Consider the following 22,865-nt stretch of genomic DNA (forward strand, 5'->3'; position numbering starts at 1 on the left):
GGTCCCTGTCCCCTGCGGGTGGATCAACGCAGGTTGCGTGCCAACCCCGGCACGCCTCCCCCTGGATTTCCCCGCGCCCATGATGGCAGCTATTTCACGGATGGGAACCCCCTGAATGCGAATCTGCGATGGACGCGGCAATGTGACGCAGTGCGTCACCTTTGGCCGGCGTCCGGCACGAAATCGCACATCCGGCCGCGCGCCAACTGCCCAGATGGCCCTGAACCGGCTACCATCGACGACTAGTTGCCCGCCTGGGGATGGCGGGTCTTGGGGAGCCAACATGTCCGTCAGTCGCAGTGCGATCAAGAAAGAACCCGTGGCGCGTAGCACCATGGAACTGCAGCCGTTTGTCTGGGAGGGGACCGACAAGCGGGGAGTGAAGATGAAAGGTGAGCAGTTGGCGAAGAACGCCAATCTCCTCAGGGCGGAACTACGCCGTCAAGGTATCAATCCCAGCCAGGTCAAGACCAAGCCCAAACCCTTGTTTGGTGCCGCAGGCAGCGCAGTAAAGCCCAAGGACATTGCCTTCTTCAGCCGTCAGATGGCCACCATGATGAAGTCCGGTGTGCCGATCGTCTCGGCGCTGGAAATCATCGGCAGCGGCCACAAGAATCCGCGCATGAAAAAGATGGTGGACACCATCCGGACGGACATCGAGGGAGGCTCTTCGCTGTACGAGTCCATCGGCAAGCATCCTGTGCAGTTCGACGAGCTGTACCGCAATCTGGTCCGCGCCGGCGAAGGCGCCGGCGTACTGGAAACAGTCCTTGATACGGTAGCGACGTACAAGGAGAACATGGAAGCCTTGAAGGGCAAGATCAAGAAGGCGATGTTCTACCCTGCCATGATCATCCTGGTGGCGTTTGTCGTTTCGGCCATTCTGCTGATGTTCGTGGTCCCCCAGTTCGAGGAGGTCTTCAAGAGCTTTGGCGCGGACCTGCCTGCATTCACGCAAATGATCGTCGCCGCATCGCGCTTCATGCTGTCTTGGTGGTGGGCGATCCTGATCATCCTCGTCGGCGGTGGAGTCGGCCTGTTCATGGCCTACAAGCGCTCGCCCGGCATGCAGCACACGTTTGACAGGCTGATCCTGAAAGTGCCGGTGATCGGGCAGATCATCAACAATAGCGCCATCGCACGTTTCGCTCGCACCACTGCGGTTACCTTCAGGGCGGGCGTGCCGCTGGTGGAGGCCCTGGGTATCGTGGCTGGCGCTACTGGCAACAAGGTCTACGAAGAGGCCGTACTGCGCATGCGCGACGACGTCTCGGTGGGCTACCCGGTCAATATGGCCATGAAGCAACGCAATCTGTTCCCGCACATGGTCATCCAGATGACCGGCATCGGCGAAGAGGCCGGCGCTCTCGACACCATGCTGTTCAAGGTTGCCGAGTATTATGAGCAGGAGGTCAACAATGCCGTGGATGCCTTGAGCAGCCTGCTCGAACCGATGATCATGGTCTTCATCGGTACCATCGTTGGCGGCATCGTCATCGGCATGTACCTTCCCATCTTCAAACTCGGCGCCGTCGTCGGATAACACATACATGGCATTTCTCGACCAGCATCCCGGCCTCGGCTACCCCGCCGCGGCCGCCCTGGGGCTGCTGCTGGGCAGTTTCCTCAACGTCGTCATCCTGCGCCTGCCCAAGCGGCTGGAGTGGCAGTGGAAGCGCGATGCGCGCGAGGTCCTGGAAGAACCGGACTTCTACGAGCCCCCGCCACCGGGGATCGTGGTCGAGCCCTCGCACTGCCCGCACTGCAAGCACAAGCTGAGCTGGTACGAGAACATCCCGCTGTTCAGCTGGATCATCCAGGGCGGCAAGTGCCGCCACTGCAAGGCGCCAATCTCGCTGCAGTACCCGCTGGTCGAGGCCCTGACTTCAGTGCTGGTTCTGGCCTGCGTCTGGCAGTTCGGCTTCGGCTGGCAGGGCTTCGGCGCCATCGTGCTGACCTGCTTCCTGATCGCCCTGTCCGGCATCGACCTGCGCACCCAGCTGCTGCCCGACCAGTTGACCCTGCCACTGATGTGGCTGGGCCTGATAGGCAACATCGACAACCTGTATATGCCGGCCAAGCCTGCCTTGGTCGGCGCGGCGGTGGGCTATCTGTCGCTGTGGATGGTCTGGTGGCTATTCAAGCAGCTGACCGGCAAGGAAGGCATGGGCCACGGCGATTTCAAGCTGCTGGCCGCCCTCGGCGCCTGGTGCGGGCTGAAGGGCATCCTGCCGATCATCCTGCTGTCGTCGGTGCTGGGCGCCATCATCGGTTCGATCTGGCTGTACACCCGGGGCCGTGACCGCGCCACGCCCATTCCGTTCGGCCCCTACCTGGCCATCGCAGGCTGGCTGTACTTCATGTGGGGCGCGCCCGTGGTCGAGCAGTACCTGGTGTTGAGCGGACTGCGCTGAGGGGAATCCCCATGAGCCGGTACGTGGTGGGCCTGACCGGCGGCATTGCCGCCGGCAAGAGCGAGGTGACCCGGCGCTTCGAGGCGCTGGGCATCGTGGTGGCCGACGCCGATCTGGCCGCCCGCGCGGTGGTTGCTGCCGGCAGCCCTGCCCTGGGCCGCATCGCCGAGCGCTTCGGCGCCGACATGCTGCAGGCGGATGGCAGCCTTGACCGGGCGCGCTTGCGTGCCCACGTATTCGCCGATCCGGCCGAACGGGCCGCACTGGAAGCGATCACCCACCCGGCCATCCGCCTGCTGATGCAACAGCAGTGCGCGCAGGCCGCCAGCCCCTATGCGATTGCCGCCATTCCGCTGCTGACCGAGGTCGGCGGGCGGCAGGCCTACCCGTGGCTGGACCGGGTATTGCTCGTGGATGCACCCGAAGCGGTGCAGCACGCCCGGCTGATGCAGCGCGACGGCATCGACGCCGCGCTGGCCGACAAGATGATCGCCGCCCAGGCCAGCCGCGCGCAGCGGTTGGCACTGGCCGATGATGTGGTGGTCAACGATGGCCACCCGGAAGACCTGCAGGCGCAGGTGGAAGCGCTGCATGAGCGCTATCTGGGGTTGGCTGGGGGTTGAGGCCTGGTTGCCGGCCAGCGGCCGGCACTACCGGAGCGCATCCACGCATTGCGGCGATCTGCCCGGCGCCAGCGTGGAATTGCTGCAGAGCCGAGCCCATGCTCGGCTGCGATCATCAAGCCGAGCATGGGCTCGGCTCTACAAAGTGTTCTGCATCCACGCATGGCGTGGGCCTACTCCAGCTGCAGGCGGGCATAACGGGCCAGTTCTCGTGCGCCAAGCAGCAATCCATCTACGACATCCGGGCTGAGCTGCTGATGGGCACCGCCCTGCTCGCGGGCGGCTTCGGCGGCGTGCAGCACCTGCATGAGTGCATTCAAGCCGGCCAGGGTGCGGCTGAGGCCGGCCATGGTGGCCGCCTGTGCCGGGCTCAGTCCCTCCGCTTCCAGCCGTCGACCGTCGGCTGCATCGCGCCCGTCCATGCGGGCCAGCAGCGCGGGCAGCAGATCCTTGGGATCATCGAGCAGGGTTTCGATGCGCTCGGCGACGTCGGCGGGCAGCAGGTCAGCGGCTTCGCCGATCAGGGCGTGCAGCTGGGGGAACAAGGGGCGTGCGGACATGGTGAATCTCCTCGCAGACGACGAGCCACCTGCGGATGCAAGGTGGCGGACGGTGCGGGTTGGCGTACCGGAGGTCCGACATTCAGCAAAAAGACTCCAGCGGATTCTGATGAATCCCCACGCACCGCCCGCCGAAGCAAGGCACGCGGTGCATTTTCGACGACTGACCGAGGGTCAGTTGAAGATTGCTGAATGTTGGATTTTTTTCAGGACGCCAATCCCGGCCAGGGCACCTGCCCCGGCCGACCCATCTGGCCATCACGCAGCGCTGTGATCTGTAAGGAAATTCTCAAGCCGCAGTTGAGGGTACGAATGCGTGCATGCGGACACGCACGCGGCGTGGCGGCGATCACGGTGATGTCGTGTTGGGCTTCTGGCGCATCACGACTGCGAAGTTAATTTGATGGCACAAGCGACACAGGGCGCAACACGAACCCGGTGTAGAGCCGAGCCAATGCTCGGCTCCGGGAAGCCACCGCAGCCGAGCGCGGGCTCGGCTCAGTGGAGCACCCACCAAAGTAAAGCTCCTTACAACGGCTTCGGCGAGAATGTCAGGGTGGCGATCACGCCGCGCTCGCCACCGGGGCGCACGCTCACCTGCCAGCCATACAGATCGCACAGGCGGCTGACGATCGACAGGCCGATGCCACCGCCCTGCGAATGGCCGGCATGCGTGCCGCGATAGCCCCGCTGGAACAGCTTGGCGGCATCCTCTTCGCTCAGCCCCGGTCCGCTGTCGGTCACCGACACCGAATTGCTGCCGACAAAGACGCGCACTTCGCCATCCTGCGAGTACTTCACCGCGTTGCCGATCAGGTTGCCCAGCGCCACCGACAACGCGGCTTCCGGCGCATCGATCACCAGGTTGCGCTCGCCTTCCAGTGCCAGTTCCAATGGCTTGCCGCCCAGCTGTGCACGGTGGGCGTCCAGCAGCTGTTCGGCTACGCGGGCGACGTTACTGGTGCCCTGCCCGCGTTCGTTGCGCGACAGCAGCAGCAGTGCGCCGATCAGGTCGCTGCACTGCTGTTCGGCGCGCTGGATGCGCTGCAGACGCTGCAGCACCTTCTCATCCAGGCCGGGCCGGGTCAGCAGCAGCTCGGTGGCGCCACGTATCACCGCCAGCGGCGTGCGCAGCTCGTGGCTGACGTCGGCATTGAACTCACGGTCGCGCTGCACCACTTCGGTCAGCCGCGACGAATAATCATCCAGCGCCTGCGCCAGCTGCCCCACTTCGTCATCGGGGAAACGTGGCGCCAGCGGCTCGGGCTCGCTCGTGCCGCCGCGATAGGCACGCAGCCGCGCGGCCAGGTCCGAGACCGGCTTCATCACCTTCGAGGCCGACCACCAGCCCAGCACCAGCGACAGCAGGCTGAACACCAGCACCGACAGTACCAGCGCGCGGTTGAGCTGCTGCCCACCGCGCACGCTGTCGGTCATGTCGTAGGCCAGGAACGCCCAGGCGTCGGGTGTTTTGCGCACGGCCAGCTTGTACGCATACGGTTGCCCGCGCTCGTCCACGCCAGAGATGTTGTGATTGCCATCGGGCAGCGCAGCCCAGTCCGGCTCTTCCTCGCGCAACGCCTCGAACTTGTCGGGTTTGACGAGGCGCGCACGCATCTGCTGCACGGGCAAGTCGGGGTTGCGATCCGGGCTCTCGTAGAACCGCCGCACGTACTCGTTGATGTTGCGGTTCATCACGTCTTCCACCAGCTGGTTTTCCACGCGCATGCGGGCCCAGTTGGTGGCGAACGCGAACAGTGTCGTCAGGCAGAAGCCCAACAACACGAACGAGACGATGATGCGGCTGCGCAGGCGCCGCCGATACGGCGAACGCCGGCGCTCCCCCTTGGTTGCCACGGAATCAGGCTTCCGGGGTGGCGATGCGGTATCCGATGCCATGGCGGGTCTGGATCAGCGGCACTTCAAACGGCTTGTCGACCACCGCACGCAGGCCGTGGATGTGGACACGCAGCGAATCCGAATCGGGCAGCTCTTCGCCCCAGACGCGGGTTTCCAGTTCCTGGCGGGTAACCACGGCCGGCGCGGCCTCCATCAGGGCCTGCAGGATCTTCAGCGCGGTCGGGTTGAGCTGCAGCAGCTTGCCCTGGCGGCGCACTTCCAGCGTGTCCAGGTTGTATTCCAGATCGCCGGTTTCCAGCACGCGGGTCTGCACGCCCTTGCCGCGGCGCGACAGCGCGTTCAAGCGCACTTCCACTTCCTGCAGCGCGAACGGCTTGATCAGGTAGTCGTCGGCGCCGGAATCGAAACCGGCCAGCTTGTTGTCCAGCGAGTCGCGGGCGGTCAGCATCAGTACGGGGGTCTGCTTGCGCGCTTCGTTGCGCAGCTTGCGGCAGACTTCAATGCCGTCCATGCCCGGCAGGTTCAGGTCCAGAACGATGGCGTCGAACTCGTGGACCACCGCCAGGTGCAAGCCGGTCACGCCGTCGGCGGCGAAGTCCACGGTGTGGCCACGATCCTCAAGGTAGTCGCCAAGGTTGGCGGCGATGTCGCTGTTGTCTTCGATTACGAGAATGCGCACTGGGACCTCTGGTTCTTGAAGGGTCGTCGGGGGGCCAGGCCCACCTGCTCAGGATGCCCCTGCGCGGGTGGACGCGACGTCTACCTGCTGAACGATACAGGTTCCATTCTTAACATTTCGTACCGACGGGGCGACACCGGGCAAGGCCCCTGCGGCGGCGGGTCAGCGGCTGATGCGCTGCTGGTCGGTCAACGCCTGGCGGCTGTCTTCCTGGGCCTTGCGACGCTGGGCCACGGTCAGGCAGACGCTGGTCGGCATGTTGCTGCCGGTCAGGCGCTCGCGGCGGCAGATCATGCGGCTGTCGGCCTGGGCGCGGGTCATGATGGTGTTGACGATCTCCTGCTCGTTGAACAGGTCGTTGCGCTCCTGCGGGACCAGCTCTTCCACCTTCTCGCGGCCATTCATCTTGATCCGGATCCGGTTCAGCGCCTGCTGCACGCGGCTCTTGTCCTCCAGCCCGATCACGCTGTAGTCCTCGCTGCCCATGGCCGTTTCAACGCGGCGGATCTGTTCGGATACCGGGGTGAAGGAATCCATCTGCACGGTGTCCTTCTGCGCCTTGGCCTGCACGGTGGCCACCAGGCCGAGCGACAGCATCAGGGCGAGCGTAGTGGCGCGGTACATGACGAGCTCCATGTTCGTCCATGAATAGGGTCTCGACTTTACGGTTGCGCCGATGCGTCCACAAGGGACGCACGGCAGGGTGACCGATGGCGGCCTGCGACCGGCCCAACCACGGTTACGGCTTGTAGTTGTTGAAGCGCTGGTTGTCGTTGAGCGTCTTGCGGCTGTCTTCCTGCGCCTTGCGGCGCTGGGCCACGGTCAGGCAGACGCTCTGCGGCATGTTGCTGCCGGTGGTGCGCTCGCGGCGGCAGACCATGCGACTGTCGGCGTGGGCGCGGGTCATGATCGTGTTGATCACTTCCTGGTCGTTGAATATCTCGGTGCGGTCCTGTGGGCTCAACTGCTCCACCCGTTCGTGGTCGCCCATCTTGATCTTGATGCGGCCCAGCGCCTGCTGCACGCGGCTTTTGTCTTCCAGACCGATCTCGCTGTAGTCCTCGGTGTTGATCGCCGTTTCAACGTTGCGGATCTGTTCGGCCACCGGTGCGTTGGCGTCGAACCTCACCTGCCCTTTCTCGGGCTTGGCGTGCGCGGTGGTGGCCAGTGCCAGGCCCAGCATCAGGGCGAAGGGGGTCATGCGCTGCATTGTTACCTCCAGGTTCTTCCATGAGTGGAACATCGGCCCTGCGGTGCCACCGATACGCCGTTACGGCACCCCGGTGGACCGAAAGGCGGTGCGGTCAACGCCCGGCGGGCGGTGGGCTGAGCGTGTTGTAGCTGCGCTGGTCGTTGATCAGCGCCTTGCCTTTCTCTTCGATCCGGCGCCGTTCGGCCACGGTCAGGCAGCGGCTCTTGGGCATGTTGCTGCCGGTGGTGCGTTGGTACCTGCAGATCTGCCGGCTGTCGTCATGGCCACGCGCCATCAGGGTGTTGATGCGTTCCTGCTCGTTGAAGACCTCGGCCTGCAACTGCGGCGGCAGCTCCTGCACGGTCTGGCGTTCGCCCATGTGCTGGCGGATACGCGACAGCGCCTGCTGCACCTGGCCGCGATCCTCGGCAGACAGTTCGGCATAGTCGGGGGCAGCCAGCGCGGTTTCCACCCGGCGCATCTGCTCGGCGACCGACCCCTGCCGGTCCATCTGTACAGCGACTTTCTCCGGCTTGGCGGCAACAGCGCCAGACAGGCCCAGCAGCAACGCGATCGTCATGATGCGGTACATCGCCAACCTCCCGATCCATCCCGGAACGAAGGGCCAACTCTACGACCGTCACGCGGCCTCCACAAGAGACCTTGGGCACAGAGCCGACATGCATAAAAAAGGCCCAGACGGTGCACCCGCCTGGGCCTGAAGTCGTATCCCGATACCGATCCTGCTGAGAGGCAGAGCTGCGGTTCGCTGAAGCCTACGCCGGGGCCGATTAAAGCCTCGTTAAAGCCCCGGATCATTTACCCATGAGAATCACAACCCCATGAATAATCAGGGTTTTTTGATCTTCTCTACGTGTTCGATGATGCGTGTGGCCACGTCGACCCCGCAGGCCGCTTCGATGCCTTCCAACCCGGGCGTGGAGTTGACCTCCAGCACCAGCGGGCCGCGCGCGGAGCGGATCAGGTCCACGCCGCACACCGACAGGCCCAGCGCCTTGGCCGAACGCACCGCCACCTGCTGCTCGGCGCGACTGGCCTTGGCCGCCACGGCGGTGCCGCCGGCGTGCAGGTTGGAGCGGAAGTCACCCTCCGGTGCCTGCCGCTGCATCGACGCCACCACCTGGTCGCCCACCACGAAGCAGCGCAGGTCGGCGCCCTTGGCCTCGCCGATGAATTCCTGCATCAGGAAGTTGGCGTACAGGCCGCGCAGCGCTTCGACGATGCCGCGCGAGGCACTGGCCTTTTCGGTCAGGATCACGCCGCGACCCTGGGTGCCTTCATTGAGCTTCACCACATGCGGCGGCGGGCCGAGCATGGACAGCAGATCGACGGTGTCATCGGGGTTGTCGCCGAACACGGTGACCGGCATGTCGATGCCCTTGGCCGCCAGCAGCTGGTGCGCGCGCAGCTTGTCGCGCGAACGCAGGATGGCATCGGACGGATTGGGCGTGCGCGCGCCCATCAGCTCGAACTGGCGCAGCACGGCGGTGCCGTAGCGGGTGATCGAGGCACCGATGCGCGGAATGACCATGTCCACGCCGGTCATCGGCCGGCCCTTGTAGTGCATGGAAAAGCCATCGGCGGCGATGCGCATGTAGCAGCGCAACGGGTCGAGGATGCGCACGGTATGGCCGCGCGCGCGCGCCGCCTCGACCAGCCGACGGGTGGAATACAGGGAGCTGTTGCGGGACAGGATGGCGAGCTTCATCGCGGAGGGATCGGTCGGCAGGCGCGCAGCATAGCGCGGGCGTGTGGCGGGCGGATGATGCCCGTCGCCGACGATCTCGAACGTTGTGGATGAAGCTTCAGCTGTCCCGTTCAGCACTGACCTGGAAGCCACGGGCCGCTTCGCCCAGCGCCGCCACGCAGGCCATCTGCAGGGCAGAATTGCTGAACGCCTGCTGGTAGATCTGCTCGAGCAGTTTCGCGGCCTTGGGACCACCGGCACGCCCGAGCGCGCGCACGGCCTCAAGCTGCTTGTTCGAGCCGACGCCGGCTGAAAGAAAGATCCGATGGATGCGCTCGACGACGTCGTTCCGGCAGTTCATGGAAGGCAGCTCCTGATCAGTATCCGCTCACGCTAGCTGCTCAGTGCCGGCCCGCCCATGGGAAAAGTTTGAAGCGTTACGCGCCCCTCCGCAGCGCCTCTAGGAGTTCTACGAAAATGTCGCTTTCGGCTGGAAGCAGGCGAGCGTGCCGATCACCATGGAAGCTCCTCCCAAAGCGGAAATCCCGATGTCGAAAATGGAGCGACTTGCACAGAAGCTGCAGCAATCCGCACACGCGGAGCAGGCCAGGGCCGCCGCCATCGAAAAGCAGTACCAGGACTGGATCCAATCGCTGCATGTGCTGTTCGACACCCTCGAACTGTGGCTGCAACCGTTGGTGCAGGCGAAGGTGGCCACGCTACGTCGGGACACGGTCACCATCACCGAGAATCCGTCATCCGGGGAACTGAAAACCTACGCGGCCCCCGCACTGACCCTGAACGTCAATGGCAAGGCCGCCGCGATCAAGCCTCTGGCCCGCTTCTGCTTCGGCTGCCAGGGACGGGTGGATATTCTGGCCCGGGAAAACCAGTGGCACCTGACACGGCACTTGGAGCCGGACGAGGTCTGGTACCTGCACACGCATGATCGCGCCCAGGGACGCGTGCTGGACGCGGACGCGTTGGCCGCGGTGTTCGCGGCGTACTGAGGCGGTCTGAAGGAACCTGCGCGGCGGAAACGCGACGCGGTCTTGAAGGATGGAGCGGGCGATGGGAATCGAACCCACGTCAGTAGCTTGGGAAGCTACAGCTCTACCATTGAGCTACGCCCGCAGTGCGCGGTGAAAGTCTATGCGGTTGGCCCGGTGTTGCGCAATGGCGGCTACCGCATCCGCGAGGGGTCAGAGCCCTTTCCTTGCGGAAAGGGATCCGACCCCGGCGGTTGCTGCTTAGAACGTGCCGCTGAAGTTGGCGAACAGGGTGGCGTCCTGCGCGCGCTTCTGGCCGGTCGACGCGCTCAGGCCGAAGTTGCTCTGCAGGCCGAACAGTTCGGTGCGGGCACCCAGCACGACGGTGGCGTAGTTCTTGTCGAACTTCAGGCCCGGCACGCGGTAGCTGCCCAGTTCCGGCAGGGTCTGCAGCCAGGCGCTGGCCTGCTTGGTGTCCTCGAACTCGTGGTCGTAGGTCACCTGCGCATACGGCTTGAGGGTGCCGCCATCGAAGCGGGCCTGCCAGCCAATGCGGCCGACGGTCGAATCGACGTTCTGGCGGTCATAGCCCAGTGCAGTGGCCAGGGTGCCGGCCGCGGCGCTTTCGGTGTAACCGTCGATCTTCACCTTCTGCCAGATCACCGAAGCGATCGGGCCGTGGCGGAAGCCGCCTTCGGTGCCGAACTCGTAACCGGCGTTCAGGGCGGCGGTCAGGTTGCTGCCGTCCGGCGAACCACCATGCTCACGGGTGGCCGGGCCCAGCTGGACCTTGCGGTTCACGTCATAGGACAGCCAGGTGTAGCTGACCTGACCGTTCACCCAGATGCGGTCGCCGTACCAGCCAGCGAACAGACCGGCCGAGGTGTCCTTCTGGGTGAAGTCGCCGCGGTTGTTGCCGAAGTCGGCGTTGAGGCGACCGAAACCGGCGAAGCCGCCGAACACCATGCCGTCGCGTGCCCAGTCGATACCGAACAGGCCGGCCGGGGCCAGCCCGTCGTACAGGTCGGCGTGGTCGTAGCGCTGCAGGTCGCCCCGCACGCCACCCCACCAGGACAGGCCGTCAGCCGGACGACCGCCCAGGTGCATGCTGACCTGATCGGCGCGCGAGCGGCCGATGGTCTGCGCCGAGTGGCTCAGCACCTGCTGCAGGCGCGGCGCTTCCAGCACCGAGACTGCGTACTGGCCCAGCAGCTGATGGCCGGCGGTGGTCGGGTGCACGCCATCGGCGAACAGGTAGGTGTTGGCCGCATCCGGGCTGACGTAGCTGGTCGGGTTGCAGGTCAGGATGCTCTGCGTCGAGTTGGCCGGATCGATCTTGCAGGCGGTGCTGGTGACGTTGGTGAAACCGTACATGCCCGGGTTGGCGGTCACTTCACGCAGGATGCTGAAGGTATCGAGCGGAATGAACTCGATGCCCGCCTGCTTCAGGCCACCGTACAGGGCCTTGTTGTAGCCGGCCGACAGTGCGGTGGCGGCGGCGGCATTGGGGCCGCGGAACTGTGGGGTGATGCCCACATCCGGCAGGTTCGGTACCAGCACGTACTGGGCGCCGGCCTGCTTCAGCGCACCCACCAGCGCGATCTGGTCGGTGACCGCTGCGCCGATGATGCCCTGCACCTGGGCCTGCGACGCGCCACCTGCCGCCGCACGGGTGGCCGCGAACAGATCATTGGCGCCTCCCCATACGGTGTACAGGGCGTTGCCGTCGGCCTTGCCACCGTTCGCAGCAAGGTAGCGGGTTGCTTGCGACTTCAGCGACGGAATCACGCCCAGGCCACCGGCCTCGTCCACCGACACGCGGGCACCGCCGACTGCATAGTTGTCACCGCTCTGGCCGTTGCCGTTGGCGGCGCCATTGAGGCCATAGTAGTTGGCGACCTGCTGCGACCACACCCAACCCGGGTTGGTGGTGAACTGGCCGGTGACCGGACGCACATCGGCCGGCAGCAGCGGGCGGAAATAGCCGGCGTCGGTCAGGCTGTCGCCGAAGAACACGGCCTTGGAATACGGGGATTCGCCTGCCATGGCCGGAACCGCGGCCAGCGCGATCGCGGCCGCCATCAGGGAGCGGATCGGGCGTTTGCTGAGCAGCATGTAAGAAACTCCTGTGGGGATATCGTTGAGGACCCGGCGGACGTACGCCGGCGCACGGTGAATGGTTTCACTGCGCCGCCTTTTGCTCACGCTGCGCCGCCGCATGGATTGTCGCCCGGCAGCGTCGGACAACGCTGTGCCGGGGCTGGCGGCCGAGGCAATTTGCAAGGGTTCCGATCCGCGAAGGCCATAGGCGACAATGCGGCGATGAACATCCAGCTCAACGGCGAACCCCGTACCCTGCCCGCCTCGGCGACCCTCCACGATCTGCTGCAGGCAGAGCAGCTGCTGCAACGCCGGGTCGCGGTCGAGGTCAACGGCGAGATCGTCAGCCGCAGCCGCCACGGCGAGCACGTGCTGGCCGAAGGCGACGTGGTGGAGATCGTGCACGCGCTGGGTGGGGGCTGAGACCTATCCGCGCAGTGCTGGCCGCTGGCCAGCAATCCGACGCTGTCAGGCACCCTGCATTTGCCGGCCAGCGGCCGGCACTACCCATACCGATCCGCGGCCGGCACGCCATTGCGTGACCCCATCTTCAGGCGGATAAGCGATAATCGCGCCATGAACGTTCATGTCTCCCCCGATTCGCTGGTGATCGCCGGCAAGACCTATGGCTCGCGGCTGCTGACCGGCACCGGCAAGTTCAAGGACCTGGAAGAAACCCGCCTGGCCACCGAGGCCGCTGGCGCCCAGATCGTCACCGTGGCCATCCGCCGCACCAACATCGGGCAGAACCCGGGCGAGCCGAACCTGCTGGACGTGCTGCCGCCGGAGCGCTTCACCATCCTGCCCAACACCGCCGGCTGCTACACCGCCGAGGACGCCGTGCGTACGTGCCGCCTGGCCCGTGAGCTGCTGGACGGCCACAACCTGACCAAGCTGGAAGTGTTGGGCGACCAGAAGACCCTGTACCCGGACGTGATGCAGACCCTGAAGGCTGCCGAGCAGCTGGTCAAGGACGGTTTCGAGGTGATGGTCTATACCTCCGACGACCCGATCCTGGCCAAGCGCCTGGAAGAGATCGGCTGCGCTGCGGTGATGCCGCTGGCCGCGCCGATCGGTTCGGGCCTGGGCATCCAGAACAAGTACAACCTGCTGCAGATCATCGAAGACGCCAAGGTGCCGATCATCGTTGATGCCGGCGTGGGTACCGCGTCGGACGCGGCGATCGCGATGGAGCTGGGCTGCGACGGCGTGCTGATGAACACCGCCATTGCCGGTGCGCGCAGCCCGGTGCTGATGGCCAGCGCGATGCGCAAGGCGGTCGAGGCCGGCCGCGAGGCCTTCCTGGCCGGGCGCATCCCGCGCAAGCGCTACGCCAGCGCCTCCTCGCCGGTGGACGGGCTGATCGGCTGATGACCAATCCTTTTGACAGCGCCGGTTCCAAGGCCCCGCCCAAGCCCTTCACCGTGAGCGAGGGCCGCCGCGAGGTGCGCAGCTTCGTGTTGCGCCAGGGCCGTTTCACTCCCGCCCAGCAGCGCGCATTCGACGAACGCTGGCCGCGCTTCGGCATCGATTACAACGGCCAGCCGCGTGACCTGGACGCCACCTTCGGCCGCCCGGCACACAAGGTGCTGGAGATCGGCTTCGGCAATGGTGCCGCGCTGCGCTTCGCCGCCCAGCACGACCCATCGCGCGACTACATCGGCATCGAGGTGCACGCCCCGGGCGTGGGCCGGCTGCTGAACGCGCTGGCCGAGGACAATGCCGACCACGTGCGCCTGTACCACCACGACGCGGTGGAAGTGCTGCAGAACGAGATCGCCGACGGCGCGCTCGATGAAGTGCGCATCTACTTCCCGGACCCGTGGCACAAGAAGCGCCACAACAAGCGCCGCCTGCTGCAGCCGGCATTCGCCGAACTGCTGGTGCGCAAGCTGCGCCCGGGGGGCCGCCTGCACTGCGCGACCGACTGGGAAGACTACGCCGAGCAGATGTGGGACGTGCTCGACGCCACCGCCGGCCTGGTCAACCGCGCCGGCCCGCGGGGCAGCGTGCCGCGCCCGGACTGGCGCCCGCAGACGCACTTCGAGACCCGCGGCCAGAAGCTCGGCCACGGCGTCTGGGACCTGTTGTACGACCGCACCTGACGATCGCCTGAGGACGCCGCGCCCCACATGGATACCGCGCTGACGCTGACCAACGACATGAAGCTCGTGCTCGGGCTGGTCGGCTTCACGATGGCGATGTTCCTGTTCGAGCGCATCCGCGCCGACGTGGTCGCGCTGGTGGTGCTGGTGGTGCTTGGTGTCACCGGCCTGATCGCGCCGGAGGAGATCTTCGGCGGTTTCTCCGGTAACGCGGTGATGAGCATCATCGCCACCACCATCCTCGGTGCGGGCCTGGACCGCACCGGGGCGCTGAACCGGCTGGCGGCCTGGCTGCTGCGGCGCGGCCACGGCGTCGAGCAACGGCTGCTGATGATGACCACCGCCATCGCCGGCCTGAACTCGTCCTTCATGCAGAACCCGTCGGTGATGGCGTTGTATCTGCCGGTCGCCTCGCGACTGGCGGCGCGCACCGGGCTGACGATGCAGCGCCTGCTGCTGCCGATCTCGGCGGCGATCGTGATGGGCGGTGCGCTGACCATGGTCGGCAATTCGCCGCTGATCCTGCTGAACGATCTGCTGGCCTCGGCCAACAACAACCTGCCTTCCGGCCTGGCCACCATCGAGCCGCTGCGCATGTTCGCGCCGCTGCCCATCGGTGTGGCGTTGCTGATCGCTTCGTTGCTGTACTTCCGCTACTACGGCGACCGCAAGCTGATCGAAGAGGAAAGCCTGGTCAATGACGGGGTCACCCCGGCGCGCACCGAGAGCTACTTCGCCAAGACCTATGGCATCGAAGGCGATGTGTTCGAGCTGGTGGTGACCGCCGAGAGCCCGCTGGTGGGCATGACCCTGGGCGAGGCCGAGACCCTGCACGATGCGCCGCTGCTGCTGGCCCTGAAGACCGGCAACGACACCCGCCTGGCACCGCCGGCGGAGATGCGCATCTGGGTCGGCAGCGTGCTTGGTGCGATGGGCCCACGCCAGCAGATCAGCGACTTCGCGCAGAACCAGTTCCTGCGCATGTCCTCGCGCCTGAAGCACCTGGGTGACCTGTTCAACCCCAGCCGCGCCGGCATTTCCGAGGCAGTGGTGCCACCGACCTCGAACGTGATCGGCAAGAGTGCGGCCGATCTGCGCCTGCGCAAGGAGCGCGGCATCAGCCTGCTGGCGATCAACCGCGACAAGCAGGTGATCCGCGAGGACGTGCGCGACGTGCAGCTGCGCGCCGGCGACATGCTGGTGTTCCACAGCATCTGGACCGACCTGGCGCAGGCCGCACGCAGCCGCGACTTCGTGGTCGTGACCGACTACCCGACCGGCGAGCAGCGCCCGCACAAGTTCAAGATTGCGATGGCGATCTTCGCGCTGACCATCCTGATCGCGCTGACCAGCAAGCTGCCGGTGGCGCTGACGCTGATGACCGGCGTGGCCGGCATGCTGCTGACCGGCGTGCTGCGCATGGACGAGGCGTATGCCTCGATCAACTGGAAGACGGTGTTCATGATGGCCGGGCTGATTCCGCTTGGCTGGGCGATGGATTCCAGCGGCGCGGCCGCGTGGGTGGCCGGCCATACCATCGACAAGCTGCCGACCGGCATTCCGGTGTGGGTGCTGGAGGTGGCGCTGGCGCTGCTGACCACGGCGTTCTCGCTGGTGATCAGCCATGTGGGTGCGACCATCGTGATGGTGCCGATCGCGGTGAACCTGGCACTGGCAGCGGGGGGCAACCCGACCGCGTTCGCGCTGATCGTGGCGCTGTCGGCGTCCAACAACCTGATGACAGCCTCCAACCCGGTGATCTCGATGATCACTGGCCCGGCCAACTACACCCCGCGCGAGATGTGGCGGGTCGGCGGCCCACTGTCGCTGATCTACACCTGCGTGGTGGTGCTGATGATCAACCTGATGTTCTGAGGGTTGGGGTTTGTTGGCAGGGCTGCGCCCTGCACCCGCAGAAGCCGAAGCAACAGCAACAGCAACAGCGTGCATTCCGTGGGATGGCGGGGGTGGGTCCGGTTGCGGGGGACGCTGCAAGTACGTCCCTGTAAGCTCGGTCGCCGCATCCATGCGGCTCACGCCCCCGCAACCGGACCCACCCCGCCTTCGACAGTTTCACGCGGCTGGTGGTGGGTGCCGACCGTTGGTCGGCACCGATCTCGCTCTGGTAGCTGTCGACCTTGGTCGACACCGTAGATCCACGCCATGCGTGGATGCCTTTTGTAGCGTCGAGCCATGCTCGACTGCTCCTGGCTTGATGGGGTCAGAGCCGTTTTCCTGCGGAAAACGGATCCGACCCCCAGCTGGCCTCAAGCCAGGTAAACCTGCCCGTCGCGCACGTCCACCGGCACAGCGCGCAGCCGGTCGCCCTTGCAGGGGCCGGCGATGCAGTCGCCGCTGTCCAGCGCGAACGAGGCACCATGCGCGGCACACACCAGATGACCCTCGCGGCTCTTCAGGAACTGGCCCGGCGCCCAGTCCAGGCGGCGGCCGGCGTGCGGGCAGATGTTCAGGAACGCACGCACCTGCGCGCCGTCGCGGTACAGCAGCAGCGATTCGGCATCGCCATCGACCACCGCTTCGACCTCGGCAAACGCGCCATCGGCAATGGCATCAAGGGCGATCAGGGCAGCAGCGATAGTCATGGCGAAGGCTCGGACGGTAAACCGGAATTGTCGCATGCCTGCTCAGGTGACTGGCTGCGACATGAACACAAGTCATTGATCCGTAATAAGCACAGGCTATATTTAACGAGTTTTTCACTCAATGAAAGTGGCGCGTCCCGATACTTTGGTTTCGCTGATCCCAGCCTATCGAGCCGCCATGTTCAATCGCGCATCCGCCTTCAACCAGTTCCGCACCCTGTTCGCGCCGCGCAAGCCGCGTCACCCGCTGGTGCGCGTTGCCGTTGGCCTGCTCGGCCTGGCGATCCTGGCGGCGATGGTGTTCATCGGTGTGTTCGTTGGCGCGGCGATGATCCTGGTCGGCCTGGCGTGGAAGCTGCTGGCCTCGCGCAAGCCGGGCGTTGCGCGTCCGGTTGACCCGACCGTGGTTGAAGGCGAGTACCGCGTGGTGCGCAAGCCGGTGTTGCCGGCCTCGCGCTGATCCAGGCCTTCCGCACCCGCTGACGGCGGGCGCCATGCGTTCTAGACTGCGGGCACGCCCTTCCTGGATGCCCGCATGTCCGATGTCTCCGATGTGATCCCTGCCGTAGCCCTGCCGCGTGTACCGGTAGCCGGTGGCGGCAGCTTCCCTGTGCACCGCATCTACTGCGTCGGCCGCAATTTTGCCGACCACGCCCGCGAAATGGGCGCGGCGGTGCCGGCGGCCGATGACCGCGGCCGCCCGATGTTCTTCAGCAAGCCGGCCGACGCCATCGTGGTCGGCCACGACGATGTCATCCCCTATCCGCCAGCAACCGCCAACCTGCACCACGAAGTGGAACTGGTGGTGGCGATCGGCCGCGATGCGCCCGCAGGCGAGCTGGCCGTGGCCGACGCCGATGCGCTGGTCTATGGCTACGCCGTCGGCCTGGACCTGACCCGCCGCGACCTGCAGGCCGCGGCCAAGGACAAGGGCCACCCGTGGGACGCGGCCAAGGGCTTCGACGCCTCCGCGCCGATCAGCGAAATCGTCCACGCCGAGGAAGTCGGCGACCTCGCCGCGCTGAACCTGTCGCTGGAGGTCAACGGCGAAGTGCGCCAGCAGGCACTGCTCGACCAGATGATCTGGAACGTACCGGAGATCCTGCATGAGCTGTCCAAGCTGTGGCAGCTGCGTGCCGGCGACCTGGTGTTCATGGGCACCCCGTCCGGGGTGGCTGCGTTGAAGCCCGGCGACCGCTTCAGTGCCCGCCTTGAAAACGTGGCCGAGCGCCACGGCGTGATCGCCGGCTGACATCACCTGCGCTACCCTGCGCGCTGTCCACTTCCCCACCGGAGAAAAACAACAATGGGAATGCTCACCGAGTTCAAGGAATTCGCCATGCGCGGCAACGTCATCGACCTCGCCGTCGGCGTGGTGATCGGCGCGGCCTTCGGCAAGATCGTGACGGCGCTGGTCGAGAAGATCATCATGCCGCCGCTGGGCTACCTGATCGGGCGCGTGGATTTCTCCAGCCTGGCCTGGACGTTGTCGCCAGCCCGGATCGGACCGGATGGCAAGGAGATCCCGGCGGTGGTGGTTGGCTACGGCGACTTCATCAACACCGTCATCCAGTTCGTGATCGTGGCTTTCGCGATCTTCATCGTGGTCAAGGCGATCAACCGGCTGTCTCGCAAGAAGGAAGCTGCCCCGGCGGCGCCGGCCGAAGAAGTGGTGCTGCTGCGCGAGATCCGCGACAGCCTGAAGAAATGAGGTATCGGGCGCCTATGGGCGCCCCTCCCATCTGTAGAGCCGAGCCCACGCTCGGCTGATCTGCAAAAGGCAGCCGAGCATTGGCTCGGCTCTGCAGAAGCAGGCGAAAGCCCCGCCCCGGCGGGGCTTTCGCTTTGCCGGTCATGGCGGAAAACAGCGTTCGCGCCAGCCATGACCTCCCGCCCATGCGCCGGGCTGAACGACTGTTAAGCTCCAAGGCTTAGGTCCCTTCCCGGAGTTGTCCATGCGTCGCCGCGTCCTTGCCATCGCATCCTCCCTCGCCCTGCTGGCCGCCCCGGCCTTCGCGGCGCCGCACACCACTACCCTGCCCCCGGCGTCGCTGGCCACCGCCGCACAGCTGCGCGACCAGGCGCTGGCCGATGACACCGGCTGGAAGGTTGTCGAGTCGCTCACCACCGAGATCGGTCCGCGCATCGCCGGCAGCGAAGCCGACGCCCGCGCCGTGGCCTGGGCCGAAGCCAAGTTCAAGGCCCTCGGTTTCGACAAGGTGTGGAAGGAGCCGGTGACATTCCCGAAGTGGGAGCGGCGCAGTGAACACGCCGCCGTGACCGGCAGGAACCCGCAGCCGCTGCAGATCACTGCACTGGGCGGCAGCCCAGGCGGCACCGTGGAAGCCGAGGTGGTGCGCTTCGCCGACCTGGCCGCGCTGCAGGCCGCACCGGCGGGCTCGCTGAAGGGCAAGATCGCCTTCGTCGATTACCAGATGCTGCCCTTCCGCGATGGCCGCGATTACGGCCGCGGCGGTGCGATCCGCAGCAAGGGGCCGTCCGAAGCGATCCGCAAGGGCGCGGTCGGTTTCCTGATGCGCTCGGCCGGTACCGACTCGCACCGCGTGCCGCACACGGGTATCACCCGTTTCGATGACGGCCTGACCCCAGTGCCGTCGGCCGCGCTGTCGGTGCCCGATGCCGACCAGCTGGCCCGCCTGCTGGCGCGTGGCAGCACCACGGTGAAGATGGCACTGGATTGCGGTTGGGATGGCACCGCCACCTCCTACAACGTGATCGGCGAGATCACCGGCCGCAGCCTGCCGAAGGAAGTGGTGGTGATCGGTGGTCACCTGGATTCGTGGGACCTGGGCACCGGCGCGGTGGATGACGGCGCGGGCGTGGGCATCACCATGGCCGCAGGCCACCTGATCGGCCAGCTCAAGCAGGCACCGAAGCGCACCATCCGCGTGATCGCCTTCGCCAACGAGGAACAGGGCCTGTACGGCGGCAAGGCCTACGCCGAAGCGCACGCGAAGGACGTGGCCCTGCACCAGCTGGCCGCCGAGAGCGACTTCGGCGCGGGCCGCATCTACGCCTTCAATACGGGTTCGCCGAATCCGGCAGGCTCGCGTGAAGCGACGAAGCAGATTGCCGAAGTGATGAAGCCGCTGGGCATCGAGTACCAGGCGGACAAGGGTGGCCCGGGCCCGGACGTCGGCCCACTGGCCGCCAAGGGCGGTGCGTGGGCGTGGCTGGCGCAGGATGGCTCGGACTACTTCCACCTGCACCACACCGCCGACGACACGCTGGACAAGATCGACCCGAAGGCACTGGCGCAGAACGTGGCCGCGTACACCGTGTTCGCCTACCTGGCGGCGGAAGCGGATGGCAGTTTCGGTAGCGAGGCCAAGGCGACCACACCGCCGAGCGAATGATGCGCTTGCGCCGGGCCATGCCCGGCGAGCACAGCGGGACGAGCGGTGCGAACCGAGGTTCGCACCCATCGGGTGATGGCGTGAGTCAGACCCCTCGCCATGGCGAGGGATCCGCCCCCGATCCGGTCAGCCTTCCCACACGCTGGTGTTGCGCACGCCCAGCAGTTCCGGGTTGAACAGTGGATCCTTGCCGGCATGGCGATGCTGTTCGTAGTCCCGCAGCGCCGCCAAGGCCGGTTTCTGCAGCAGCAGGATGGCGATGATGTTCAACCAGCTCATCAGGCCGACGCCGATGTCACCCAGCGACCAGGCCACCGTTGCACTGTTCACCGCCGAGTAGCCTGTTGCCGCCAGGAACAGCAGCTGGAAGCCGCCGATCACCCAGGGTGCCGGACGGTTGCAGCACAGATAGCTGACATTGGTCTCGGCCATGTAGTACAACGCCAGCAGTGTGGTGAACGCGAACGGCAGGATCGCCAGCGCCACGAATGAACGGCCGAAGCCCGGCAATGCCGATTCCACCGCATGCTGCACGAAGCGTGGCCCGGCCTCGACGCCCGGCAGATTGCCCAGCAGCAGGCGCGTCTCATCCGGAATGCCGTTCACTGCCGGGTCGTAGACGTTGTACAGGCCCGTGGAGAGGATCAGGAAGGCCGTGGCACTGCACACCACCATCGTGTCGATGTAGACCGAGAACGACTGCACCAGGCCCTGCTTGACCGGATGCGAGACTTCCGCGGCAGCGGCCGGATGCGCGCCACTGCCCATACCGGCCTCGTTGGACAGCACGCCGCGGCGCACGCCCCACTGGATGGCAGTACCGATCATCGCGCCGAACGCTGCATCCACGCCGAATGCACTGCGCAGCACCAGCATGATCACCTCCGGCACCTTCTCCGCGTTCAGCACCATCACCAGCGCCGTGACCAGCAGGTAGGCCACGGCCATCAGCGGCACCACCCATTCGGCCACGCGCGCAATGCGCCGCACACCGCCGATGAGGATGGCGCCCAGCACCACCAGCAGAACCGCGGTGGTGGTCATCACCGGTACGTCCCAGGCTTCGTTCACCGCACTGGTGATCGCATTGGACTGGGTGCCGGCCAGCATCGCGCCCGCCAGCACCGTCACCAGTGCGAACAGCACTGCATACCAGCGTTGGCCGAGGCCTTTCTCGATGTAGTACGCCGGGCCGCCCCGGTACTGCCCTTTGCCGTCTCGATCCTTGTAGATCTGCGCGAGCGTGGATTCGATGAAAGCACTGGACGCGCCGAGGAAGGCGACGATCCACATCCAGAAGATCGCGCCGGGGCCGCCGAAGGCGATGGCCATGGCGACGCCGGCGATGTTGCCGACGCCCACGCGGCTGGACAGCGAAATGGACAACGCCTGGAACGGTGAGACGCCGGCATCGGAGCGCTCATGGCGGAACATCAGGCGCAGCATGTCCGGCAATGCACGCAACTGGATGAAGCGTGTGCGCACGCTGAAGTACAGGCCGGCGAGCAGGCACAGCACCACCAGGTAGGGGCTCCAGACGACGCCGAGGATCGTGTTGACGATGGATTCGATGTTCATCGGCGGCCCCTCAGAAGAACATGCCCAGGGCAACCTGGGGGCTGACGATTCGACTGGTGTTGCGGCCCGCCACGCTGAACTCCACGCCGGCGATCAGGCCCAGCGTCGGGCTGAAGTGGTACTCCACGGCCGGCGCCAGGGTGACGCTGCGGCTGGCCGGGCGATGTTCGTCGATACGCTCGAAGGCACCGCTTGCGTTGCGCGCGAATCCACTCAGGCGCTGTCCGGTCTCACGGCTGGCGGCTACTTCCATCACACCTACCCAGCGCGAGTTGAAGCTGTACTCGGCACCCACCGACAGGCCCAGCACCGAGCCGCGGGAGATGTGGCCCTGGAAGCTGTCATCGGTGCCGTAAACGCTGGCCCCGGAAATCGCCGTGCGCGACGGCGCCGGCCCGGCGCTGAGCTGGGCACGCCAGCGCAGCGGACGCTCGTTGCCCAGCCACACCACCTGCTGCATGCCCAGCGCGGCGGTGGTGCGCTGCACGCCGTCGCGCTGCGCATCGAGTGGATTGCCGGTGATGCGGTCATGGCTGCCGGTGCTGAAGCGCTGCACCAGCGCGACCGAGATGGCCGGGCGCGTGCCATCGGCGTTGGGCGCCTGCAGCAGGTACTGCAGGCGCGCGGTGGTATCGCCAGCGCGGAAACCGCTGCTGCGTGCGCTGCCCTGTTCGGCGCGCGATGCACTGAGATTGACCTGGCCCATCACCCGGTCGCTGAAGCCGTAGATGATCGGCACCACCGCGGCCCATGCGCCGTTCCGTTGCCCACTGCGGCGGCGATGGCCGCCATCGTCGAAATGATCACGACTGTCGACCCGCACCAGATAGGGTTCGATGTACCAGTTGCCCTGCGGCAGGCCGGCCGGGTTGGGGGTGATCAGCGGACCGGTGAAGTTGACGCCGTCCAGGCTGCGTTCGCCGGCTGCGGCACGGCCGCTGGCAAGGACACTGGTCAGTACCAGCAATGCGATGAGGATACGGCGTGGGTGATGCATGGCAGCCTCTTCTGGACAACGTGGGATGGAGTTCCACCCTGCGTTGCCGGAAGCGGCTGACCAATAAGGAAACTTTCAAA

24 protein-coding genes and 1 tRNA gene are annotated in these 22,865 nt (G+C 66.0%); 12 read left to right on the plus strand and 13 right to left on the minus strand.

Going from position 1 to position 22,865, the window contains the following annotated elements; genetic code table 11:
• The first annotated feature begins 283 nt into the window (after positions 1-283).
• Genes AC5P8U_RS03390 through coaE form a run of 3 tightly spaced genes read left to right on the plus strand, consistent with a single transcriptional unit; the run spans position 284 to position 3,037 of the window.
• A complete protein-coding gene (locus AC5P8U_RS03390) occupies positions 284-1,543 on the plus strand; it encodes a type II secretion system F family protein (RefSeq protein WP_111008105.1) in 1,260 nt (419 codons plus the stop codon).
• 7 nt (positions 1,544-1,550) lie between these two features.
• The gene (locus AC5P8U_RS03395) at positions 1,551-2,414 is read left to right on the plus strand and encodes a prepilin peptidase (protein WP_005418626.1); all 864 of its coding nucleotides are present in this window, start codon (positions 1,551-1,553) and stop codon (positions 2,412-2,414) included.
• An 11-nt stretch (positions 2,415-2,425) separates the two neighbouring features.
• Positions 2,426-3,037, plus strand: a complete 612-nt coding sequence (coaE, locus tag AC5P8U_RS03400) for a dephospho-CoA kinase (protein ID WP_188240664.1) — start codon at positions 2,426-2,428, stop codon at positions 3,035-3,037.
• Positions 3,038-3,210: 173 nt separating this feature from the next.
• Here the strand turns inward: coaE and AC5P8U_RS03405 are convergent, their stop codons facing one another.
• The 8 genes from AC5P8U_RS03405 to AC5P8U_RS03440 form a co-directional block, all read right to left on the minus strand.
• On the minus strand, positions 3,211-3,597 hold the full coding sequence (locus AC5P8U_RS03405; protein ID WP_072167640.1) for a hypothetical protein: 387 nt from the start codon (positions 3,595-3,597) through the stop codon (positions 3,211-3,213).
• A gap of 528 nt (positions 3,598-4,125) precedes the next feature.
• A complete protein-coding gene (locus tag AC5P8U_RS03410) occupies positions 4,126-5,496 on the minus strand; it encodes a sensor histidine kinase (protein WP_061479297.1) in 1,371 nt (456 codons plus the stop codon).
• Positions 5,459-6,136 carry a response regulator transcription factor gene (locus AC5P8U_RS03415; RefSeq protein WP_005410804.1) on the minus strand — a complete coding sequence of 226 codons (678 nt, stop codon included), beginning with the start codon at positions 6,134-6,136 and terminating at the stop codon, positions 5,459-5,461. Before AC5P8U_RS03415 ends, AC5P8U_RS03410 begins: the two co-directional genes overlap by 38 nt.
• A 162-nt stretch (positions 6,137-6,298) precedes the next feature.
• The gene (locus AC5P8U_RS03420) at positions 6,299-6,760 is read right to left on the minus strand and encodes a hypothetical protein (protein ID WP_111008107.1); all 462 of its coding nucleotides are present in this window, start codon (positions 6,758-6,760) and stop codon (positions 6,299-6,301) included.
• Positions 6,761-6,875: 115 nt separating this feature from the next.
• Positions 6,876-7,346: a hypothetical protein gene (locus AC5P8U_RS03425; protein ID WP_111008108.1), complete on the minus strand. Its 471-nt coding sequence runs from the start codon at positions 7,344-7,346 to the stop codon at positions 6,876-6,878.
• A gap of 94 nt (positions 7,347-7,440) precedes the next feature.
• Positions 7,441-7,920: a hypothetical protein gene (locus tag AC5P8U_RS03430; protein WP_111008109.1), complete on the minus strand. Its 480-nt coding sequence runs from the start codon at positions 7,918-7,920 to the stop codon at positions 7,441-7,443.
• 258 nt (positions 7,921-8,178) lie between these two features.
• The gene (gene rimK, locus AC5P8U_RS03435; protein ID WP_005418651.1) at positions 8,179-9,057 is read right to left on the minus strand and encodes a 30S ribosomal protein S6--L-glutamate ligase; all 879 of its coding nucleotides are present in this window, start codon (positions 9,055-9,057) and stop codon (positions 8,179-8,181) included.
• 97 nt (positions 9,058-9,154) lie between these two features.
• Positions 9,155-9,397, minus strand: coding sequence for a hypothetical protein (locus AC5P8U_RS03440; RefSeq protein WP_111008110.1), 243 nt, complete (start codon positions 9,395-9,397; stop codon positions 9,155-9,157).
• A gap of 145 nt (positions 9,398-9,542) precedes the next feature.
• On the opposite strand from AC5P8U_RS03440, the gene AC5P8U_RS03445 reads away from it, so the two are divergent.
• The gene (locus AC5P8U_RS03445; protein ID WP_495213890.1) at positions 9,543-10,046 is read left to right on the plus strand and encodes a hypothetical protein; all 504 of its coding nucleotides are present in this window, start codon (positions 9,543-9,545) and stop codon (positions 10,044-10,046) included.
• Positions 10,047-10,096: 50 nt separating this feature from the next.
• Here AC5P8U_RS03445 and AC5P8U_RS03450 read toward each other — a convergent pair.
• Positions 10,097-10,170: transfer RNA gene (locus AC5P8U_RS03450), tRNA-Gly, on the minus strand.
• 116 nt (positions 10,171-10,286) lie between these two features.
• Positions 10,287-12,140 (minus strand): autotransporter domain-containing esterase, encoded by a 1,854-nt coding sequence (locus tag AC5P8U_RS03455; protein ID WP_053501089.1) that lies wholly within the window; start codon positions 12,138-12,140, stop codon positions 10,287-10,289.
• A gap of 207 nt (positions 12,141-12,347) precedes the next feature.
• Here AC5P8U_RS03455 and thiS point away from each other — a divergent pair, with 207 nt between their 5' ends.
• The 4 genes from thiS to AC5P8U_RS03475 all read left to right on the plus strand — a co-directional run bounded on the left by thiS (position 12,348) and on the right by AC5P8U_RS03475 (position 16,105).
• On the plus strand, positions 12,348-12,548 hold the full coding sequence (gene thiS, locus AC5P8U_RS03460; protein ID WP_005418796.1) for a sulfur carrier protein ThiS: 201 nt from the start codon (positions 12,348-12,350) through the stop codon (positions 12,546-12,548).
• A gap of 153 nt (positions 12,549-12,701) precedes the next feature.
• Entirely contained in the window at positions 12,702-13,496 is a 795-nt protein-coding gene (locus AC5P8U_RS03465; RefSeq protein ID WP_005418798.1) for a thiazole synthase, read from the plus strand.
• Entirely contained in the window at positions 13,496-14,230 is a 735-nt protein-coding gene (gene trmB, locus AC5P8U_RS03470; protein WP_053501092.1) for a tRNA (guanosine(46)-N7)-methyltransferase TrmB, read from the plus strand. Before AC5P8U_RS03465 ends, trmB begins: the two co-directional genes overlap by 1 nt.
• 27 nt (positions 14,231-14,257) lie before the next feature.
• Positions 14,258-16,105 (plus strand): SLC13 family permease, encoded by a 1,848-nt coding sequence (locus AC5P8U_RS03475; protein ID WP_005418803.1) that lies wholly within the window; start codon positions 14,258-14,260, stop codon positions 16,103-16,105.
• 392 nt (positions 16,106-16,497) lie between these two features.
• On the opposite strand, the gene AC5P8U_RS03480 is transcribed toward AC5P8U_RS03475, so the two are convergent.
• Positions 16,498-16,833: a Rieske (2Fe-2S) protein gene (locus tag AC5P8U_RS03480; protein WP_072167633.1), complete on the minus strand. Its 336-nt coding sequence runs from the start codon at positions 16,831-16,833 to the stop codon at positions 16,498-16,500.
• Positions 16,834-17,011: 178 nt separating this feature from the next.
• Between AC5P8U_RS03480 and AC5P8U_RS03485 the strand changes: the two genes are divergently transcribed.
• From AC5P8U_RS03485 to AC5P8U_RS03500, 4 genes are all read left to right on the plus strand, one after another.
• A complete protein-coding gene (locus tag AC5P8U_RS03485; RefSeq protein WP_005410817.1) occupies positions 17,012-17,293 on the plus strand; it encodes a hypothetical protein in 282 nt (93 codons plus the stop codon).
• A gap of 75 nt (positions 17,294-17,368) precedes the next feature.
• The gene (locus tag AC5P8U_RS03490; RefSeq protein WP_010481460.1) at positions 17,369-18,085 is read left to right on the plus strand and encodes a fumarylacetoacetate hydrolase family protein; all 717 of its coding nucleotides are present in this window, start codon (positions 17,369-17,371) and stop codon (positions 18,083-18,085) included.
• Positions 18,086-18,139: 54 nt separating this feature from the next.
• Positions 18,140-18,544: a large-conductance mechanosensitive channel protein MscL gene (gene mscL / locus AC5P8U_RS03495; protein WP_072167632.1), complete on the plus strand. Its 405-nt coding sequence runs from the start codon at positions 18,140-18,142 to the stop codon at positions 18,542-18,544.
• Positions 18,545-18,788: 244 nt separating this feature from the next.
• Positions 18,789-20,210, plus strand: coding sequence for a M28 family peptidase (locus AC5P8U_RS03500; RefSeq protein ID WP_334271963.1), 1,422 nt, complete (start codon positions 18,789-18,791; stop codon positions 20,208-20,210).
• Between the two features lie 126 nt (positions 20,211-20,336).
• Here AC5P8U_RS03500 and AC5P8U_RS03505 read toward each other — a convergent pair whose 3' ends face one another.
• Complete coding sequence (locus AC5P8U_RS03505; RefSeq protein ID WP_072167630.1) at positions 20,337-21,788, minus strand: alanine/glycine:cation symporter family protein; 1,452 nt, start codon at positions 21,786-21,788, stop codon at positions 20,337-20,339.
• A gap of 10 nt (positions 21,789-21,798) precedes the next feature.
• Entirely contained in the window at positions 21,799-22,785 is a 987-nt protein-coding gene (locus tag AC5P8U_RS03510; protein ID WP_495213893.1) for a hypothetical protein, read from the minus strand.
• Between the last annotated feature and the right edge of the window lie 80 nt (positions 22,786-22,865).

The sequence above is a fragment of the Stenotrophomonas sp. YJH_SMC_81 genome, from assembly GCF_059370875.1.

What these genes read in the sequence shown, in the direction of transcription:
- AC5P8U_RS03425 (WP_111008108.1), bottom strand. Translation starts at nt 7,346, where the DNA reads ATGCAGCGCATGACCCCCTTCGCCCTGATGCTGGGCCTGGCACTGGCC.
- AC5P8U_RS03440 (WP_111008110.1), bottom strand. Translation starts at nt 9,397, where the DNA reads ATGAACTGCCGGAACGACGTCGTCGAGCGCATCCATCGGATCTTTCTT.
- AC5P8U_RS03475 (WP_005418803.1), top strand. Translation starts at nt 14,258, where the DNA reads ATGGATACCGCGCTGACGCTGACCAACGACATGAAGCTCGTGCTCGGG.
- AC5P8U_RS03420 (WP_111008107.1), bottom strand. Translation starts at nt 6,760, where the DNA reads ATGTACCGCGCCACTACGCTCGCCCTGATGCTGTCGCTCGGCCTGGTG.
- AC5P8U_RS03510 (WP_495213893.1), bottom strand. Translation starts at nt 22,785, where the DNA reads ATGCATCACCCACGCCGTATCCTCATCGCATTGCTGGTACTGACCAGT.
- thiS (WP_005418796.1), top strand. Translation starts at nt 12,348, where the DNA reads ATGAACATCCAGCTCAACGGCGAACCCCGTACCCTGCCCGCCTCGGCG.
- AC5P8U_RS03505 (WP_072167630.1), bottom strand. Translation starts at nt 21,788, where the DNA reads ATGAACATCGAATCCATCGTCAACACGATCCTCGGCGTCGTCTGGAGC.
- AC5P8U_RS03490 (WP_010481460.1), top strand. Translation starts at nt 17,369, where the DNA reads ATGTCCGATGTCTCCGATGTGATCCCTGCCGTAGCCCTGCCGCGTGTA.
- AC5P8U_RS03410 (WP_061479297.1), bottom strand. Translation starts at nt 5,496, where the DNA reads ATGGCATCGGATACCGCATCGCCACCCCGGAAGCCTGATTCCGTGGCA.
- AC5P8U_RS03430 (WP_111008109.1), bottom strand. Translation starts at nt 7,920, where the DNA reads ATGTACCGCATCATGACGATCGCGTTGCTGCTGGGCCTGTCTGGCGCT.
- AC5P8U_RS03405 (WP_072167640.1), bottom strand. Translation starts at nt 3,597, where the DNA reads ATGTCCGCACGCCCCTTGTTCCCCCAGCTGCACGCCCTGATCGGCGAA.
- AC5P8U_RS03500 (WP_334271963.1), top strand. Translation starts at nt 18,789, where the DNA reads ATGCGTCGCCGCGTCCTTGCCATCGCATCCTCCCTCGCCCTGCTGGCC.
- AC5P8U_RS03480 (WP_072167633.1), bottom strand. Translation starts at nt 16,833, where the DNA reads ATGACTATCGCTGCTGCCCTGATCGCCCTTGATGCCATTGCCGATGGC.
- AC5P8U_RS03455 (WP_053501089.1), bottom strand. Translation starts at nt 12,140, where the DNA reads ATGCTGCTCAGCAAACGCCCGATCCGCTCCCTGATGGCGGCCGCGATC.
- trmB (WP_053501092.1), top strand. Translation starts at nt 13,496, where the DNA reads ATGACCAATCCTTTTGACAGCGCCGGTTCCAAGGCCCCGCCCAAGCCC.
- rimK (WP_005418651.1), bottom strand. Translation starts at nt 9,057, where the DNA reads ATGAAGCTCGCCATCCTGTCCCGCAACAGCTCCCTGTATTCCACCCGT.
- coaE (WP_188240664.1), top strand. Translation starts at nt 2,426, where the DNA reads ATGAGCCGGTACGTGGTGGGCCTGACCGGCGGCATTGCCGCCGGCAAG.
- AC5P8U_RS03395 (WP_005418626.1), top strand. Translation starts at nt 1,551, where the DNA reads ATGGCATTTCTCGACCAGCATCCCGGCCTCGGCTACCCCGCCGCGGCC.
- AC5P8U_RS03465 (WP_005418798.1), top strand. Translation starts at nt 12,702, where the DNA reads ATGAACGTTCATGTCTCCCCCGATTCGCTGGTGATCGCCGGCAAGACC.
- AC5P8U_RS03485 (WP_005410817.1), top strand. Translation starts at nt 17,012, where the DNA reads ATGTTCAATCGCGCATCCGCCTTCAACCAGTTCCGCACCCTGTTCGCG.
- AC5P8U_RS03390 (WP_111008105.1), top strand. Translation starts at nt 284, where the DNA reads ATGTCCGTCAGTCGCAGTGCGATCAAGAAAGAACCCGTGGCGCGTAGC.
- mscL (WP_072167632.1), top strand. Translation starts at nt 18,140, where the DNA reads ATGGGAATGCTCACCGAGTTCAAGGAATTCGCCATGCGCGGCAACGTC.